Source organism: Rhodanobacter sp. IGA1.0 (genome assembly GCF_040208325.1).
Lineage (GTDB): Bacteria > Pseudomonadota > Gammaproteobacteria > Xanthomonadales > Rhodanobacteraceae > Rhodanobacter > Rhodanobacter spathiphylli.
In genome coordinates this window covers 1,743,412-1,758,636 of record NZ_CP157948.1, presented here as the reverse complement: position 1 = coordinate 1,758,636, position 15,225 = coordinate 1,743,412, and the positions used below count along the sequence as shown (strand labels likewise).

The window sequence follows — 15,225 nt, the reverse complement described above, 5'->3', positions numbered from 1 at the left end:
TGGTTCATTGCGCTGGAATGGTTGGTGCGCGAACTTCCGATCCACCGGTTGAGGGTGCATGAGGGGTTCCAACAAGGAACCGACCGCCATCACCGTTGGCCAAAACCCCCTGCCATGGCAGGGGCACAAAAGCCGCCGCGCAACCCGTTCAGGGCTGCACGACGGCAAATACTTTCGCAACGACCTCGTCGATGCCCATGCCGGTGGTATCCACCAGCAAGGCATCAGCGGCAGGCTTGAGCGGCGCCACGGCACGCGAAGCATCGCGGCTGTCACGCGCCTCAATTTCGCGCTGAAGGCCAGCAAGTGTAACGCTGAGTCCCTTTTCCTTCAACTGCTTATAGCGCCTTTTCGCCCGTTCCACGGCGCTGGCGGTGAGGAAAACCTTGTACCGGGCATCGGGGAAGATCACCGTGCCCATGTCGCGCCCGTCAGCCACCAGGCCCGGCAGCTTGCGGAAGCCCAGTTGCAGCGCCACCAGCGCTTCGCGCACCGAGGGCATCGAGGCGATCGCCGAAGCGGCTGCACCGGCGGTTTCGGTACGCAATTCGTCGGTCGCATCGTGGCCGTTGACGATCACCCGGGTCTCGCCGCCATCGGGCGCGGCCCGGAACTGGATCTTCGTCCCCTGCGCGCAACGGGTCACCGCCTCCACGTCCGAAAGGTCGAGCCCGGCCATCCCCGCGGCGTAACCCACGGCACGATAGAGCGCCCCCGAGTCCAGCAGGCGCCAGCCCAGCCGCTCGGCCACCAGCGCGCTGATGGTGCCCTTGCCCGATCCCGATGGTCCGTCGATGGTGAGTACGGGGGCTGGGGCATGGCTCATGGCGGTATCCTGGCTGAACGGCAAAGCGCGCAGTTTAACGCGTTGACCCGCTACCGGACGCGTGCTATCTAGCCGATCCCACCTTGCCTGTCTGCGTTGTCGAACTGCCTTATGACCGATCTTCGCCGCGAGTTCGAACAGGCTGCCGCAGACATCCAACGACTGGGAATGCGCCCCGACAACGACACCTTGCTGAAGCTGTATGCCCTGTACAAACAGGGTTCGGAGGGTGATCTGAAGCGCACCCAACCCGGTTTCTTCGATTTTGTCGGCACGGCCAAACACGAGGCCTGGGCCCAATTGAGCGGTGTTCCGCAAGACGAGGCCATGCGCCGCTACATCGCGCTGGTACAGCAACTGCTGGCCTAAAGCACCGCCTGCATCCGCAGATGGTGCTTGCTTTCGGATAGCGAACACCGGCACATTCATACGATCGTTTGAGTCTGCCGTGGATCGCATGAACTACCCCAACCTGTTTGCCCCGCTCGATCTGGGCCACGTCACCCTGCCCAACCGCATCCTGATGGGCTCGATGCACACCGGGCTGGAAGACAAGGCCGGCGATTACGACAAGCTGGCCGCGTATTTCGCCGAGCGCGCCCGCGGCGGCGTGGGGCTGATGGTCACCGGCGGCATCTCGCCCAACATCGAGGGCTGGTTGAAGCCGTTCGGCGGCCGCCTGACGATGCCCTGGCACAAGCCCCGCCACCGCAAGCTCACGGACGCCGTCCATGCCGAGGGCGGACGGATCTGCATGCAGATCCTGCACGCGGGACGTTACGGCTACCACCCGTTGTCGGTGGCACCGTCGAAGATCAAGTCGCCGATCACCCCGTTCACGCCGCGCGCGCTGTCCGCCCGCGGGGTGGAGCGCACCATCAATGACTTCGTGGATTGCGCCCGGCTAGCGCGGGAGGCCGGCTACGACGGTGTCGAGGTGATGGGCTCGGAAGGCTATCTGATCAACGAGTTCATCGCCGCGCGCACCAATCGGCGCAACGACCGCTGGGGTGGCGACGCCGACCGGCGCATGCGCTTTCCGATCGAGGTCGTGCGCCGCACGCGCGAAGCGGTGGGGCGGGATTTCATCATCATCTATCGGCTGTCGATGCTCGACCTGGTCGAGGGCGGCCAGGACTGGGATGAAATCGCCACGCTGGCCAGGGGCATCGAGGCGGCCGGCGCCAGCATCATCAACACCGGCATCGGCTGGCACGAGGCACGCATTCCCACCATCGTCACCAGCGTGCCACGTGCCGGCTTCGCCTGGGTCACGCAAAAACTGAAGGGCGAGGTCGCGATCCCGCTGGTCGCCACCAACCGGATCAACATGCCCGACGTGGCCGAACGCATCCTGGCCGACGGCGAAGCCGACATGGTTTCGATGGCGCGGCCACTGCTGGCCGATCCCGCCTGGGCGAACAAGGCCAGAGCCGGGCGCAGCGAACGCATCAACACCTGCATCGCCTGCAACCAGGCCTGCCTCGACCACGTGTTCCAGAACCGGCGCGCCAGCTGCCTGGTCAATCCGCGCGCCTGTCACGAGACCGAGCTGAAGATCGAGCCGGCGAGCCTCCGCAAGCGCATCGCCGTGATCGGTGCAGGCCCCGCCGGCATGGCCTGCGCCAGCACCCTGGGCGAACGGGGTCACGCGGTGACCCTGATCGACCAGGCCAATGAAATCGGTGGCCAGTTCAACGTCGCCAAACAGATTCCGGGCAAGGAAGAGTTCCACGAGACCTTGCGCTACTTCCGCCACCGGCTTGAGGACGTCGGCGTCGAGGTACGACTCGGCCAGTTGGCGGATGCCACGACGGTGCGCGAAGGCGGCTATGACGAGGTGGTCATCGCCACCGGCATCACGCCACGCAAGGTGAGCTTTCCCGGCAGTGATGATCCGCGCGTGCTTGGCTATCTCGACGTGCTGGCCCGGCACCAGCCGGTCGGTGCACGGGTGGCCGTCATCGGCGCCGGCGGCATCGGTTTCGACGTGGCCGAATTCCTGGTCGAACACCTGCCCTCGCCCACCACGGACGTGGCTCGCTGGACCCGGGAATGGGGCGTGGACATGGAACTCCGGCAGCGCAGCGGCCTGCAGGCGCCGCAGCCGGAGCCGCCCGCGCGGCAAGTGTGGCTGCTCCAGCGCAGCGAGGGCCGCCCTGGCGCTCGACTCAACAAGACCACCGGCTGGGTGCATCGTGCGACGCTGAAGGCCAAGCAGGTCGGCATGCTCGGCAAGGTCGGTTATGAACGCTTCGATGACCAGGGCCTGCACGTCACCGTCGATGGCAAGGCGCAGATCCTGCCCGTCGACAACGTGGTGATATGCGCCGGCCAGGAACCCAACCGTCGACTTGCCGACGAACTCATCGCTGCCGGCATCACGGTGCACGTGATCGGCGGCGCCGACGTGGCGGCGGAACTCGATGCGAAACGGGCCATCGACCAGGGCACTCGACTCGCCAGCAGGATCTAGTCTCGCCCTTCCTCCAGTCTTGCCCGACCGCGCGGCGCTTTTTCGAGGCGCCGAATCGGGCCAGCCACCGCCCGCAGGGCGTGCGCATTCCGGGGCGCTCGGAGACCGGAGTCGTGCGGCCGCCCATGGCGACGACACCGCTGCCGGATGACAGCGGTGTCGTTCGATCCTGAAAAAGAAAGCGCCCCGCAGGTGAGACGCATCGACGTGGGTTCAGGGGGGGAGTTGAACCAGACGTCGTATTTAGCGTCGCTGCGGGGCGAGGGTCACCGCCACTGGGGGGAGGGGAGGTGGCGGGACGGCGTCATTTTATGATCGCCTCAATAAAGTATCTAATATATATTTTGCCCATTATTAATTCGATATCGCTATATGTTTGACCTTCGCCAGTTGCGCTATTTCGTCGCCGTCGCCGAGGAGCTGAGCTTCACCCGGGCGGCGTTGCGCCTGCACCTATCCCAACCGCCGCTGTCCCAGCAGATCCGCGCCCTCGAGGAGGACCTCGATGTACGGCTGCTCGAGCGCAACAAGCGCCACGTGGCCCTGACCGAACCGGGCCGCGTGTTCCTCGAACAGGCTCGACAGATTCTCGCCAAGGCCGATGAGGCGCGCAGCCAGGTCACCGCCGCTGCTGCCGGCTACAGCGGCCAGCTGCGGCTGGCCTATAGCGTGTCTGTCTCGTTCCATCCCGCCCTGCCCCAGACCCTGCTCCGTTACGGCCAGATCGCGCCCAGGGTCGCGCTGCAGTTGAGCGAGATGTATACCGAACCGCAGTTTGCCGCCCTGCTCGCCGGCCAGATCGACGTCGGCTTCGTGCGGGATGAACCGGCCAACCCCCAGACGGCGCGCAGCCTGCGGCTGAACGTGATCGACCGTGAACCGCTGCTGCTGGCGCTCCCCACCGGTCATCCGCTGGCCGGGCGCAGCAGCCTGCACCTGGCCGAAGTCGCCGGCGATGCGTTCGTGTCGCAGCCGCGCCAACTGGTCGCCACGCTCTACGATCGCCTGGTGAAGTTGGCCACCAGGGCCGGTTTTCAGCCCACGATCATCCAGCACGCTCAGCAGGTCAACGGCTTGCTGGCCCTGGTTGCCGGGGGCCTGGGGTTGGCCCTGGTCCCGGCCAGCATGCGGGCCGTGCGGCTGGCAGGCGTCAGTTATGTGCCGCTGGAAGACGCCGATGCCTACCTGTTGCTGGCCCTGGCCTCCCGCGTCGACGACAGCTCGCCCGTGCTGCAGCAGTTCCTGGCCACGGTCACGGAAACGGTGATTGCCCCGGGCTTGTGACAAGGCTTTCAACTGGTTACAATTGCCAGCTTACTTTATTCTTTTGTGTCAGGAGCTGGCCGTGAAGGTGCTTAACTCTTTGAAGTCCGCCAAGGCGCGGCATCGCGACTGCAAGGTTGTTCGCCGTCGCGGCAAGGTGTTCGTGATCTGCAAGAGCAACCCCCGTTTCAAGGCTCGTCAGCGCTGAGTCATCGCGCAAGGCGACACGAAGAAGGCCGCGCAAGCGGCCTTTTTCGTGTCTGCAAACCACCTGGTGGCTTCGGCGGATCGTATCCACCGAAGCCGCCAGGCCGGCTATTCGTAACGCACGCCGGTGATTTCGTAATGCTTGACGCCGTTCGGCGCGGTGAATTCGAAGCTGTCACCTTCATGCTTGCCGATCAGCGCCCGCGCGATCGGCGATGACACGGCTATCAGGCTCTGCTTGATGTCGGCTTCCAAGTCACCCACGATCTGGTAGGTCACCGCCACGCCGCTGTCTTCGTCCTCCAGATCCACGATCGCGCCGAAGACGACCCGCTTGCCGGGGTTCAACTTCGCCACGTCGATCACTTCGGCGTTCGACAACAGGGCTTCCAGCTGGGCGATGCGCCCCTCGGTGAAGCTCTGCAGCTCGCGCGCCGCGTGATACTCGGCGTTTTCCTTCAGATCGCCATGCGCGCGGGCCTCGGCAATCGCCGCGATGATGCGCGGGCGATCGACCGACTTCAGCCGCTCGAGTTCGCCACGCAGACGTTCCGAACCGCTCTTGGTGATGGGGGGACGACTCATGCGCCGAGCTCCTTGTGCAGTTCCTGCAGGCTGTGCACTTCGCCATCGCTGTGGAAATCGAGCGAATGGACCAGCGCACGGGCGCCTGCCACGGTCGTGGAATAAGTGACGCGATGCTGCAGGGCCTCGCGCCGGATCGAGAACGAGTCGGCGATCGCCTGCTTGCCCTCGGTGGTGTTGACGATGTACGCGATCTCGCCGTTCTTGATCAGGTCGACGATATGCGGCCGGCCTTCCAGCACCTTGTTGACCCGTTCGCAGGCGACGCCATGGTCGGCCAGGTAGCCGGCCGTGCCCGAGGTCGCCACCAGGGTGAAGCCTCGTCCGATGATTTCCTTCGCCACCGTCAGCAGGCGATCCTTGTCGCTGTCGCGCACGGAAAGAAACGCCTTGCCCACGGTAAGCGTCCGGATTCCCGCCGCCTCATGGCCACGGGCGAACGCGGCACCGAAGCTGCGCCCCACGCCCATGACCTCGCCGGTGGAGCGCATCTCCGGACCCAGGATCGGATCAACGTTCTGGAATTTCAGAAACGGGAAGATCGCCTCCTTCACCGAGTAGTACGACGGAATCACCTCGCGCGTGGCGCCGAGGCTCACCAGCGAACGACCCGCCATCACCCGCGCGGCGACCTTGGCCAGCGGCACGCCGGTGGCCTTGGACACGAAGGGCACGGTGCGCGAGGCACGCGGGTTCACTTCCAGGATGTAGACCGTGTCGCCCTGGATCGCGAACTGGGTGTTCATCAGGCCGATGACCTTGAGCTCCTTCGCCATCGCGCTGACCTGGCGGCGCATCTCGTCCTGGATCTCGGTACTCAGCGAGTACGGCGGCAGCGAGCACGACGAGTCGCCCGAATGGACGCCGGCCTCCTCGATGTGCTCCATGATGCCGCCGATCAGCACGGTGCCCTCGGCGTCGGCGATCACGTCCACGTCGACTTCCACCGCGTGGTCGAGGAAGCGGTCCAGCAGCACCGGCGAATCGTTCGAAACCTTCACCGCATCGCGGATGTAGCGCGACAGGTCGGCGTCGTCGTGCACCACTTCCATCGCGCGGCCGCCGAGCACGTAGCTGGGGCGCACCACCAGCGGATAGCCGATCTCGCGGGCCAGCGCCAGCGCCTCGTCGGCGTTGCGGGCGGTGCGGTTCGGCGGCTGCTTCAGGCCGATCTTCTCGATCATCTGCTGGAAGCGCTCGCGATCCTCGGCCAGGTCGATCGAATCCGGGCTGGTGCCGATGATCGGCACGCCAGCGGCTTCCAGCGCCCGTGCCAGCTTCAGCGGCGTCTGCCCGCCGTACTGCACGATCACGCCCTTCGGCTTCTCGACATGGACGATTTCCAGCACGTCTTCCAGCGTCAGCGGCTCGAAGTACAACCGGTCGGAGGTGTCGTAGTCGGTTGAGACGGTTTCCGGGTTGCAGTTGACCATGATGGTTTCATAGCCATCCTCGCGCAGCGCCAGCGAGGCATGCACGCAGCAGTAGTCGAACTCGATGCCCTGCCCGATCCGGTTCGGGCCACCACCGAGCACGATGATCTTGTCGCGGCTGGTCGGCTCGGCTTCGCATTCTTCCTCGTAGGTCGAATACATGTACGCGGTGCTGGTGGCGAACTCGGCCGCGCAGGAATCCACCCGCTTGTAGACCGGTCGCACGCCCAGCGTGTGGCGCAGATGGCGCACGGCGGCTTCGTCGGTGTTCAGCAGTTCGGCGATGCGTGCGTCGGCAAAGCCCAGCCGCTTCAGCTCACGCAGGCGTGGTTCGTCCAGCGCGGTGATGCCCCGCGCAATGACTTCGGCTTCGGTCAGCACGATGTCCTCGAACGCGGCAAGGAACCACGGGTCGACGCGGCTGAGGTTGAACACTTCCTCCAGCGACAGGCCGGCACGGAACGCGTCGGCCAGGTGGAATACGCGGTCGGGGCGCGGCTCGCGCAATTCGCGCTTGAGCACGGCCAGGCCGTCCTCGGTGCCGAGGTCCAGGCCGGTGGGGTTGAGGCCGGTCTTGCCGATCTCCAGGCCACGCAAGGCCTTCTGCAGCGATTCGTGGAAGCTGCGGCCGATCGCCATCACCTCGCCCACCGACTTCATCTGCGTGGTCAGGCGGGCGTCCGCAGCCGGGAACTTCTCGAACGCAAAACGCGGAATCTTGGTGACGACGTAGTCGATCGACGGCTCGAACGAAGCCGGGGTCAGGCCGCCGGTGATGTCGTTCTTCAATTCGTCCAGGGTGTAGCCGACGGCGAGTTTCGCGGCGACCTTGGCGATCGGAAAGCCGGTGGCTTTCGATGCCAGCGCGGACGATCGCGACACCCGCGGGTTCATCTCGATGACCACCACGCGGCCGTCCTCGGCATTGATGCCGAACTGCACGTTGGAACCGCCGGTGTCCACGCCGATCTTGCGCAGCACCGCGATCGAGGCGTCGCGCAGGCGCTGGTATTCCTTGTCGGTGAGCGTCTGCGCCGGTGCCACCGTGATCGAGTCGCCGGTGTGCACGCCCATCGGGTCCAGGTTCTCGATCGAGCAGACGATGATGCAGTTGTCCGCGGTGTCGCGGACAACTTCCATCTCGAATTCCTTCCAGCCCAGCACGGACTCCTCGACCAGCACTTCGCTGGTCGGCGAAAGCTCCAGACCGCGCTTGACGATCTCCTCGAACTCCTCGCGGTTGTAGGCGATGCCGCCGCCGGAGCCACCCAGGGTGAAGCTGGGCCGGACCACGGTGGGGAAGCCGACCTTGGCCTGCGTTTCCAGCGCCTGCTCGAAGGTGCGCGCGATTTCGGCCTTGGGGCACTCCAGCCCGATCTCGGCCATCGCCACGCGGAACAGCTCGCGGTCCTCGGCCATGCGGATCGCTTCGCGCTTCGCACCGATCAGTTCGACGTTGTACTTCTCCAGCACGCCGTTGTCGGCGAGGTCGAGCGCGCAGTTCAGGCCGGTCTGGCCGCCCATCGTGGGCAGCACCGCGTCCGGGCGCTCCTTGGCGATGATGCGCTCCACCGTCTGCCAGTTGATCGGCTCGATATAGACCGCATCGGCGGTATCCGGGTCGGTCATGATGGTGGCGGGATTGGAGTTCACCAGGATCACCCGGTAGCCCTCTTCCTTCAGCGCCTTGCATGCCTGCGCGCCGGAATAGTCGAACTCGCAGGCCTGGCCGATCACGATCGGACCGGCACCGATGATGAGGACGCTCTTGATATCGGTGCGCTTAGGCATGCGTGCGGGCCTCCTGCATCAGGGTGGCGAAACGTTGGAACAGGTAGCCGACATCGAGCGGCCCGGGACTCGCTTCGGGATGACCCTGGAAGCAGAACGCGGGACGGTCGGTCAGCGCGAAACCCTGCAGCGAACCGTCGAACAGCGAGGTGTGGGTCACCCGCACATTGGCCGGCAGCGTGGCCGGATCGACCGCGAAACCGTGGTTCTGCGAGGTGATCAGCACGCGGCCGTCGTCGTGATCCTTGACCGGGTGGTTGGCACCGTGGTGCCCGAACTTCATCTTGACCGTCCGGCCGCCCAGCGCCAGCCCCATCAGCTGATGGCCGAGGCAGATGCCGAACAGCGGGATCTTCGCATCGAGGAGGGCACGGGTTGCCGCGATGGCGTAATCGCAGGCCGCCGGATCGCCGGGGCCGTTGGACAGGAACACGCCATCGGGCTGCATCGCCAGCACCTCAGCGGCAGGCGTCTGCGCCGGCACCACGGTGACCTCGCAGCCCTGCTCGGCCAGCAGGCGCAGGATGTTGAGCTTGCTGCCAAAGTCGTAGGCCACCACCTTGAAGCGCAGCGCGGGCTGGTTGAATGCAGCGCGATCGAGGTCGTACACGCCCTGATTCCAGACATACGCCTTGGCGGTGCTGACCACCTTGGCCAGATCCATGCCGTTCAGGCCGGGGAATGCACGCGCCTTGGCCAGCGCCGCTTCGGCGTCGACCTGTTCGCCCGCCATGATGCAGCCGGCCAGCGCGCCCTTGTCGCGCAGGATGCGGGTCAGCCGGCGGGTGTCGATGCCGGCGATGGCGACCGTGCCATGGCGCTTCAGGTAATCGGGCAGGCCCTCGGTGCTGCGCCAGCTGCTGGCCCGGCGCGGCACGTCGCGCACGATCAGGCCGGCGGCGTGCACCGCGGTGGATTCCACGTCTTCGGCATTGATGCCGGTATTGCCGATGTGGGGATAGGTCAGCGTGACGACCTGGCGGGAGTACGAGGGATCGGTGAGGATCTCCTGGTAACCGGTCATGGCGGTGTTGAAAACCACTTCGCCAACCGTTTCGCCGGTGGCTCCGACAGCGTGGCCATGGAACACGCTGCCGTCTTCGAGGGCCAGCAGGGCAGGAATAGGCATACGGTAACCGCCTTTTTGATGCAGCAAAGTCCGCAAGCCGCACGATTGCTGGCTTGTGGAGCTTGTGAGGGAAAGGATCTGGGCGGCTGGAAATGATAAGTGGCGACGCCGTTTCTGTCCACCTTGCAGGACATGAACTGGAGTCATGCCCGGAGCTTTGCAGTCAGTCGGCCGGCGCTACACTAGGCCACATTTTGCCGGAGAACGATGCCCCATGAGTGCTGCCGTCCTGCTCGATCCCGCTCGTCTCGATCGCCCGGATACCACGGTGCAGCACGCCCCCTTCCCGTTCATGGTGGCGCACGGCCAGTTGCCTGACGAAGTGCGCAGCGACCTGGACCGGGATTTCCCCACATACGCCAGCGCCGGCTTCTTCCCTTACGACCCGGCCGACTGCGGACCGAGCGTCAACGCCCTGATCCGGGACATGACCGCACCGGACTTCGCCAGCGCCATCGGCCGGCGCCTGGGCATTGACGACCTCGGGCGCTACCCCACGCTGGTCACCTTGTGCCGGCTGCTCAACAAGCGCCACGGCACCATCCATACCGACAGCCGGTCCAAGATCGCCACCGCGCTGATCTACCTCAACCCCCAGTGGCCCGACACCAGCGAGGGCTGCCTGCGCTTCCTGCACCGCATCGATGACATCGACAGCGTGATCGTTCCGGAGCTGACGCCGCTCTATGGCGAGTTCGCCGTGTTCAAGCGCTGTGACAACTCCTTCCACGGGCATTTGCCCTATGAAGGCGAACGACGGGTGATCCAGGTCGCATGGCTGACCAGCGAAGAGGAGAAACTGCGCAAGACCAGGCGCGGCAAGTTCTCGCGCGCCTTCAAGAAGATCTTCGGCAGCCTGGACCGCAAGGTCGGGGCGGGCCGTGATCGCAACGCTTCGCATCGCGACTGAACTCGCCCTGCCCATGTCGCCCGTCGCGCTGCACACGGCGTTCGAGGCACTGGCCTACGCGATCGGCTTTCGCACCTTCCTGTGGACACGGCGTCGACTGGCGCCGGCGGCATTCCGGCATGAGGACCACCTGGTCTGGGTGGCGGTGGGTGCGATCGTCGGCGCCGCGCTGGGCGCCAAGCTGTCGTTCTGGCTGGACGACCCGCTGACCGCGTTCGCCGATTTCCCCGACCTGCACCACCTGCTGGAAGGCAAATCGATCATCGGCGCCCTGCTCGGCGGCCTTGCCGGCGTGGAGCTGGCCAAGAAGGTCGCTGGAGTCGACAACTCCACCGGCGATGCCTTCGTGCTGCCGTTGACCCTGGGCATGTGCATCGGACGGATCGGCTGCTTCCTGGCGGGCCTGGGCGACCATACCTACGGCGTGCCGACGACGTTGCCATGGGGCGTGGACTTCGGCGATGGCCTGCCGCGCCATCCCACCCAGCTCTACGAGATCGGCTTCCTGCTGGCCCAGTACGTGCTGCTGCACCGGCGTCGTGAGGCGCTGACCCGGCCGGGCGACCGCTTCCGCGCGTTCATGATCGGCTACCTGCTGTTCCGCCTGCTGGTCGAGTTCATCAAGCCGGTGTTCTACACCTATCCCGGTGGGCTGTCCGGGCTGCAATGGCTGTGCGTGGCCGGGCTGGCTTACTACGCCCGCGACATTCCACGTATCCTGCGGGCGTTGTTCGCCAGGGGAAGCGGTGCATGGGAGCCAAGGTAAGGCCATATCTGTTCTACGACAGCGCGGTGTCGATCTGCACGACCTGCCTGCGCCGGGTCGAGGCGAAGATCCTGATCAAGGATGAACGCGTCTACCTGGAAAAATGGTGCCCACACCACGGCCGCGAGCGCGTGCTGATCGCCGACGACGCCGCGTATTACCGCCAGTGCCGCGAGCTGTACATCAAGCCGCCGGAGCTGCCGCAGCGCTTCAACACGCCCCGGCACTACGGCTGCCCGTACGACTGCGGCCTGTGTCCGGAACACATGCAGCACTCCTGCCTGACCCTGGTCGAGATCACCGACCAGTGCAACCTGCGCTGTCCGATCTGCTACGCCGACAGCGGGCCGCACCGTCCCGGCTTTCGCGATCTGCCCACGGTCGAGCGCATGCTCGACGCGGTGGTGGCCAACGAGGGCGAGCCTGACGTGGTGCAGATCTCCGGCGGCGAACCGACCTTGCACCCGGATTTCTTCGCGATCCTCGATGCCGCGAAGGCGCGTCCGATCCGGCACCTGATGGTCAACACCAACGGCCTGCGCATCGCCAAGGAGCCGGAGTTCGCCGCGCGACTGGCCGAATACCAGCCCGGCTTCGAGCTGTACCTGCAGTTCGATTCCCTGCACGACGAGGTGCACAGGGACTTGCGCGGCGCGAAGCTGCGCGACGTGCGGCTGAAGGCGCTGGAACATCTCAACCGGCACGACATCTCCACCACGCTGGTCGTCACGGTGAAGAAGGGCCTCAACGACGGCGAGCTGGGCGAAATCATCGACTTCGCGCTGACCCAGCCGTGCGTGCGCGGGGTAACCTTTCAGCCGATCCAGGCGGCCGGCCGTCTGGAAGGCTACGACGCGGAACACAACCGGCTGACCTTGAGCGAGGTGCGCCGGCGCATCCTCGAACAAAGTCCGCTGTTCCAGCCCGACGACCTGATTCCGGTGCCATGCAATCCGGACTGCCTGGCGATGGCCTACGCGCTGAAGATGGGCGACCAGGTCGTGCCGCTGACCCGCTTCGTCTCACCGGAAACCCTGGTCAGCAAGGGCCGCAACACCATCGTGGTGGAGCGCGACGAGGAGCTGCGCGCCCCCGTCTTCGAGCTGTTCGCCACCAACCACTCTCCCGAATCGCAGGCCTGCTCGCTGGCCGACCTGCTGTGCTGCCTGCCGCAGGTGCAGGCGCCGTCCGACCTCGGCTACCGCAACGTGTTCCGCGTGCTGATCATGCAGTTCATCGACGCCCACGGCTTCGACCTGCGCGCGGTGAAGAAATCCTGCGTGCACATCGCCCAGCCCGACGGACGGATCATTCCGTTCGATACCTTCAACCTGTTCTACCGCGACGACAAGGCTGCCACGTTGGCGAAGCTGCGCCGCGAGATCGAACAGGGCCGCGCCATCGAGGAGACATCGCATGAGTGAGATGCGTCTGGAACCGCCGACCTCCGCGCCATCACCGCCGCCGCCCATGCCGCGCGAACCGGAGGCTTCCGATGGCTCGCTGGCGGCCGGGGTCGGCCTGGCCTGGCTGGTCATGATCGTTGGCGAAGTGCTGGTGACGACGCTGATACTGACGACGAACAGCCTTGGCGCCGTCCTGGGCGGCTTCCTGCTTCCGCCGCTGGCAATCGTCGTATGGGGCGTCGTCCTGCTCAACGGCAACAAGCCACGCACCGGCAAGGGCATGCTGCTCGGCCTGCTGTCGATCATTGCCGTCGCGTTCCTGCTGGTCGCCGCCTGCTTCGGCCTGATCAGCTCCTATCACTGAGCTGTCACCAGCCGATCGAGCCACCGACGCAAGTCACCGCTGCGTCGCGATGACATCCTCGAGCTGCCAGTGCCCGGCACCGCGGCCGACCAGCCAGTACGCCGCCTGCAAGGCACCCCGCGCAAAGATCGAACGATCGGTGGCACGATGAATCAGCTCCAGCCGTTCGCCCTGCCCGATCAGCATCGCGGAATGCTCACCGACGATATCGCCGCCACGCACCACCGCGAAACCGATGCTGCCCTCGCTGCGCTCGCCGGTCCGGCCTTCGCGGCTGCAGACCGCCGCAGCTTCCAGCGTGGTTTGCCGCGCGCCGGCGGCGGCATGGCCGAGTGCCAGGGCAGTGCCCGAGGGAGCATCCTGCTTGCGGCCATGATGTGCTTCGACGATCTCCAGGTCCCACGCCGGCAACGCGGCAGCGGCTTCGCGCAGCAGTCGCGCCAGCACCGCCACGCCCAGGCTGAAATTGGCCGCGCGCAGAAGGGCGACATGCTTGCCGGCGTCGGCGAGGCGCGCCTCCAGCGCGGCGTCGAGGCCGGTGGTACCACTGACCAGGCCGATGCCGCGCGCCAGGCAATGATCGAGCGCCGATGAGAGGGCTGCCGGGCTGCTGAAGTCGATGACCACGTCGATCAGCGGCGCCTGCGCCCAGTCATGCGCATGGCGCAGGACGCTGTCGGTGAGTGGCGCCACCAGTTGGCCATCGTGCGGCGAACCGGGGGCCACCACCGCATGCACCAGCGCGAAGCGGGGATCCTTGCCGACAAGATCCAGCAAGGCACGACCCATGCGGCCGGAGGCGCCGTTGATGGCAAGACGGACGGGTCGGGTCATCAGCGACGCACTCCAGTGGCTCGATCATTGGATGCTGGCCTGCGGCCAGCAGAAATCACGCGGTGACTTTCGACCAGAACTTCTTCACGCCATCGACCCAGCCGTTGGCGCGCGGCGTGTGCTTGCTGGCCTCGCTGCCGTCGAACGTAGCCTCCAGTGATTCCAGCAACTCGCGCTGCTGCTTGGTCAGGCGCACCGGCGTCTCCACCACGACCCGGCAGATCAGGTCGCCATGACGACCGCTGCGCACCGACTTGACTCCGCGGCCGCGAAGGCGGAACTGGGTGCCGGTCTGGGTTTCCGACGGGATGCTGATCGGCACCTCGCCATCCAGGGTCGGCACGGGTAGTTCGGCGCCCAGCGCCGCCTGCGAGAAGCGGATCGGCAGCTCGCAATAGAGATCGTTGCCCTCGCGCTGGAAAATCGCGTGCTCGCGCACCTGCACTTCCACGTACAGGTCACCGGACGGGGCCCCGGAAGGACCCGCCTCGCCCTGCCCGGTCAGGCGGATGCGATCACCATTGTCGACGCCTTCGGGAATCTGCACGGACAGCGTGCGGGTCTCCTCGATGCGGCCTTCGCCGTGGCATTTCCTGCAGGGATTCTCGATGGTCTGACCACTGCCGCCACAATGCGGGCAGGCCTGCTGGATCGAGAAGATGCCGTTCTGCATGCGCACCTGGCCGTGGCCGTGGCAGGTCTTGCACTTGCTGACCTTGCCATCCTCCGAGCCGCTGCCGTTGCAGTGGTGGCAGTTGACCTGGCTGGGTATCTCGATCTGCCGGCTGACGCCGAACACGGCCTCTTCCAGGTCCAGTTCCATGATGTAGCGCAGGTCGGCACCGCGACGCGGGCGCCCGCGTCCGCCGCCGGCACGACCGAAAATGTCGCCGAAGATGTCGCCGAAGATGTCGCCCACGTCACCGAAACCCGCGCCGCCTCGACCGCCCATGCCGTGCTCGAACGCGGCATGACCGTGCTGGTCGTACATGGCGCGTTTCTGGGTGTCGGACAGTACCTCGTAGGCCTCCTTGGCCTCCTTGAACTTGTCCTGCGCCGCGGGATCGTCCGGGCAGCGATCCGGGTGGTACTTCATCGCCAGCCGGCGAAAGGATTTCTTCAGCTCGACTTCGCTGACGCTGCGCTCCACGCCCAGCACTTCGTAGTAATCACGTTTGCTCATTGATGCATCCACACTGCCTGTCGCGCCCCTGTCCTGCATTCAGCAAACAGCC

14 protein-coding genes are annotated in these 15,225 nt (G+C 65.8%); 8 read left to right on the top strand and 6 right to left on the bottom strand.

Going from position 1 to position 15,225, the window contains the following annotated elements; genetic code table 11:
• Positions 1-148 precede the first annotated feature (148 nt).
• A complete protein-coding gene (gene cmk, locus ABNK63_RS07975) occupies positions 149-826 on the bottom strand; it encodes a (d)CMP kinase (protein ID WP_007805433.1) in 678 nt (225 codons plus the stop codon).
• A gap of 111 nt (positions 827-937) precedes the next feature.
• On the opposite strand from cmk, the gene ABNK63_RS07970 reads away from it, so the two are divergent.
• From ABNK63_RS07970 to ykgO, 4 genes are all read left to right on the top strand, one after another.
• On the top strand, positions 938-1,195 hold the full coding sequence (locus ABNK63_RS07970) for an acyl-CoA-binding protein (protein WP_007805431.1): 258 nt from the start codon (positions 938-940) through the stop codon (positions 1,193-1,195).
• 88 nt (positions 1,196-1,283) lie between these two features.
• Positions 1,284-3,302 carry an NADPH-dependent 2,4-dienoyl-CoA reductase gene (locus ABNK63_RS07965; protein WP_350017115.1) on the top strand — a complete coding sequence of 673 codons (2,019 nt, stop codon included), beginning with the start codon at positions 1,284-1,286 and terminating at the stop codon, positions 3,300-3,302.
• A gap of 372 nt (positions 3,303-3,674) precedes the next feature.
• Positions 3,675-4,586, top strand: coding sequence for a LysR substrate-binding domain-containing protein (locus ABNK63_RS07960; RefSeq protein WP_007805427.1), 912 nt, complete (start codon positions 3,675-3,677; stop codon positions 4,584-4,586).
• A gap of 61 nt (positions 4,587-4,647) precedes the next feature.
• A complete protein-coding gene (ykgO, locus tag ABNK63_RS07955) occupies positions 4,648-4,773 on the top strand; it encodes a type B 50S ribosomal protein L36 (protein WP_007508267.1) in 126 nt (41 codons plus the stop codon).
• 107 nt (positions 4,774-4,880) lie between these two features.
• On the opposite strand, the gene greA is transcribed toward ykgO, so the two are convergent.
• From greA to carA, 3 genes are read right to left on the bottom strand one after another with little or no spacing between them, the layout of a single operon-like run.
• Positions 4,881-5,357: a transcription elongation factor GreA gene (greA, locus tag ABNK63_RS07950; RefSeq protein WP_007805425.1), complete on the bottom strand. Its 477-nt coding sequence runs from the start codon at positions 5,355-5,357 to the stop codon at positions 4,881-4,883.
• Positions 5,354-8,581, bottom strand: coding sequence for a carbamoyl-phosphate synthase large subunit (gene carB / locus ABNK63_RS07945; RefSeq protein WP_350017114.1), 3,228 nt, complete (start codon positions 8,579-8,581; stop codon positions 5,354-5,356). Before carB ends, greA begins: the two co-directional genes overlap by 4 nt.
• Positions 8,574-9,710, bottom strand: coding sequence for a glutamine-hydrolyzing carbamoyl-phosphate synthase small subunit (gene carA / locus ABNK63_RS07940; RefSeq protein ID WP_350017113.1), 1,137 nt, complete (start codon positions 9,708-9,710; stop codon positions 8,574-8,576). The genes carB and carA overlap by 8 nt, the downstream gene beginning before the upstream one ends.
• A 214-nt stretch (positions 9,711-9,924) precedes the next feature.
• On the opposite strand from carA, the gene ABNK63_RS07935 reads away from it, so the two are divergent.
• From ABNK63_RS07935 to ABNK63_RS07920, 4 genes are read left to right on the top strand one after another with little or no spacing between them, the layout of a single operon-like run.
• Positions 9,925-10,620 carry a 2OG-Fe(II) oxygenase gene (locus tag ABNK63_RS07935; protein ID WP_007805420.1) on the top strand — a complete coding sequence of 232 codons (696 nt, stop codon included), beginning with the start codon at positions 9,925-9,927 and terminating at the stop codon, positions 10,618-10,620.
• A 13-nt stretch (positions 10,621-10,633) separates the two neighbouring features.
• On the top strand, positions 10,634-11,386 hold the full coding sequence (locus ABNK63_RS07930; RefSeq protein ID WP_350017112.1) for a prolipoprotein diacylglyceryl transferase family protein: 753 nt from the start codon (positions 10,634-10,636) through the stop codon (positions 11,384-11,386).
• Positions 11,371-12,810 carry a radical SAM protein gene (locus ABNK63_RS07925; protein WP_350017111.1) on the top strand — a complete coding sequence of 480 codons (1,440 nt, stop codon included), beginning with the start codon at positions 11,371-11,373 and terminating at the stop codon, positions 12,808-12,810. The genes ABNK63_RS07930 and ABNK63_RS07925 overlap by 16 nt, the downstream gene beginning before the upstream one ends.
• Positions 12,803-13,156, top strand: coding sequence for a hypothetical protein (locus ABNK63_RS07920; protein WP_007805414.1), 354 nt, complete (start codon positions 12,803-12,805; stop codon positions 13,154-13,156). The genes ABNK63_RS07925 and ABNK63_RS07920 overlap by 8 nt, the downstream gene beginning before the upstream one ends.
• Before the next feature lie 33 nt (positions 13,157-13,189).
• Here the strand turns inward: ABNK63_RS07920 and dapB are convergent, their stop codons facing one another.
• Together dapB and dnaJ are read right to left on the bottom strand one after the other, a co-directional pair.
• Positions 13,190-13,990 carry a 4-hydroxy-tetrahydrodipicolinate reductase gene (gene dapB / locus ABNK63_RS07915; RefSeq protein WP_007805411.1) on the bottom strand — a complete coding sequence of 267 codons (801 nt, stop codon included), beginning with the start codon at positions 13,988-13,990 and terminating at the stop codon, positions 13,190-13,192.
• Between the two features lie 55 nt (positions 13,991-14,045).
• Positions 14,046-15,173 carry a molecular chaperone DnaJ gene (gene dnaJ, locus ABNK63_RS07910; RefSeq protein ID WP_350017110.1) on the bottom strand — a complete coding sequence of 376 codons (1,128 nt, stop codon included), beginning with the start codon at positions 15,171-15,173 and terminating at the stop codon, positions 14,046-14,048.
• Positions 15,174-15,225: the final 52 nt, after the last annotated feature.